Raw genomic sequence first — 2,120 nt, 5'->3', positions numbered from 1 at the left:
TTGAGCGTGGCCAGTTCCGGTGGATTTTCCCGCGTGTCGGCCACAGCAAACGACGTGCCCCGGTTCGCCAGGAAGCGAACCAGGGACATGCCGCTCTTGCCGAGGCCGACAACGATGCGGAAGTGGTCAGAAGCGATCAGAGACACTCGTTCTACCTCAGCTTCAGGGTGGCAAGGCCGACCAGGACGAGAATCACGGTGATGATCCAGAAACGGACGATCACGCGCGGCTCGGGCCAGCCCTTGAGTTCAAAGTGGTGGTGAATCGGCGCCATGCGGAACACACGGCGACCGGTCAGCTTAAAGGAGGCAACCTGAATGACCACTGACAGGGTTTCCATCACGAACACGCCGCCCATGATGAACAGGACGATTTCCTGACGGACGATCACCGCGATGGTGCCCAGTGCCGCGCCAAGTGCCAGGGCACCGACGTCGCCCATGAATACTTGCGCTGGATAGGTGTTGAACCAGAGGAAACCGAGACCGGCACCGATCAGCGCACCGCAGAACACGATCAATTCGCCCGCGCCGGGCACGTAAGGGATCAGCAGGTACTCGGCGAATTTCACGTTACCCGACAGGTAACAGAAAATCCCCAGGCCGCCGCCGACCATCACGGTTGGCATGATCGCCAGGCCGTCGAGGCCGTCAGTCAGGTTGACCGCGTTGCTCGAACCGACAATCACGAAGTAGGTCAGCACGATGAAACCGGCGCCCAGCGGAATGCTGTAGTCCTTGAGCATCGGCAGGATCAGCGTGGTTTCCACCGGCGTCGCGGCAGTCATATAAAGGAAGATCGCTGCGCCGAGGCCGAACACCGACTGCCAGAAATACTTCCAGCGGCTCGGCAGGCCACGGGAGTTTTTCTCGATGACTTTGCGGTAATCGTCGACCCAGCCGATGGCGCCGAACAGCAGGGTCACCAGCAGCACTACCCAGACGTAGCGGTTGCTCAGATCAGCCCAGAGCAGAGTGCTGACGCCGATCGAAGACAGAATCAGCGCGCCACCCATGGTCGGCGTGCCGGATTTGGACAGGTGCGATTGCGGGCCGTCGTTACGCACCGATTGGCCGATCTGACGGTTCTGCAGAGTACGGATCATCCACGGGCCATAGCACAGCGACAAGACCAGCGCGGTCAGCACACCGAGAATCCCGCGCAGGGTCAGGTACTGGAAGACCGCGAAGCCTTTGTAGAACTGTTGCAGATACTCCGCTAGCAGCAGCAGCATTAATGTTTCTCCAGACTGGACCCGCACAGAGCCGCAACGATGTTTTCCATCGCTGCGCTGCGCGAACCCTTGATCAAAATGGTGGTGTTTGTGTCCTGCTCGGCGGCGAGGGCCTGGATCAGCTCGGCCTGGGTGCCGAAGTGCTGCGCCTGCTCACCGAAAGCGTTTACCGCGTGGACCATGTTCGGCCCGACCGCGTAAAGCGCGGAAACCTTGCCTCGGGCGTACTCGCCCACGTCGCGGTGCCCCTGCTCCGCCCAGTCGCCCAACTCGCCGATATCGCCGAACACCAGGACGGTGCGGCCGGAAAAGCCGGCGAGTATATCAACGGCCGCACACATCGAGGTGGGGTTTGCGTTGTAGGTATCATCGATGACGCGCATGCCGTTTTTCGCCAGTTGCGCGACGGTGCGCCCCTTGACCGGTTGCACCGCGCCGAGGCCGGTGGCGATGCCGAACAGCGAAACACCCAAGGCGTGGGCAGCAGCGGCGGCAGCCAGGGCATTGGCGACGTTATGAGTACCGAGCAGGTTCAGTTGCACGCGCTCGCTACCTTCTGGCGTGTGCAGGTTGAACGCCGGGCAACCACGGGCATCAGTGGCCAGATCGCTGGCGTGGAAATTCGCCTCGCTGTTGCTGAGAGCGAAGGTCAGCACCTGACGACCGGCAGCGCGGGTCTTCCAGATACCGAAAGCCTTGTCATCGAGGTTGAGCACGGCGATGCCATCGGCAGCCAGGCCTTCGATGATTTCACCTTTGGCTTCGACGATTTTTTCCGGACCGCCGAACTCACCGACGTGAGCGGTGCCGGCGTTGTTCAGGATCGCTACGTGCGGCTTGGTCAGCCCGACGGTGTAGGCGATTTCACCGAGACGCGAGGCGCCCA

Annotated in this window: 2 protein-coding genes and 1 pseudogene; all 3 read right to left on the bottom strand. The window is 61.5% G+C overall.

Annotation, left to right across the window (positions count from 1 at the left end; genetic code table 11):
- Positions 1-146: pseudogene (murD, locus tag OQK_RS31345) on the bottom strand (UDP-N-acetylmuramoyl-L-alanine--D-glutamate ligase); the annotation flags it as partial.
- Between the two features lie 5 nt (positions 147-151).
- On the bottom strand, positions 152-1,234 hold the full coding sequence (mraY, locus tag OQK_RS16035; RefSeq protein WP_016773275.1) for a phospho-N-acetylmuramoyl-pentapeptide-transferase: 1,083 nt from the start codon (positions 1,232-1,234) through the stop codon (positions 152-154).
- A partial coding sequence (locus OQK_RS16030) for a UDP-N-acetylmuramoyl-tripeptide--D-alanyl-D-alanine ligase (protein ID WP_038860999.1) occupies positions 1,234-2,120 on the bottom strand: 887 nt, incomplete at its 5' end. The genes mraY and OQK_RS16030, both read right to left, overlap by 1 nt.

Source organism: Pseudomonas sp. R62 (assembly GCF_000257605.1).
Taxonomy (GTDB): Bacteria; Pseudomonadota; Gammaproteobacteria; order Pseudomonadales; family Pseudomonadaceae; genus Aquipseudomonas; species Aquipseudomonas atacamensis.
Note: the sequence above shows the minus strand (reverse complement) of the source record. Positions and strands in the feature narration are given on the sequence as shown.

Excerpts from the sequence above, each read along its gene's own strand:
- mraY (WP_016773275.1), bottom strand. The coding sequence starts at position 1,234 with ATGCTGCTGCTGCTAGCGGAGTATCTGCAACAGTTCTACAAAGGCTTC.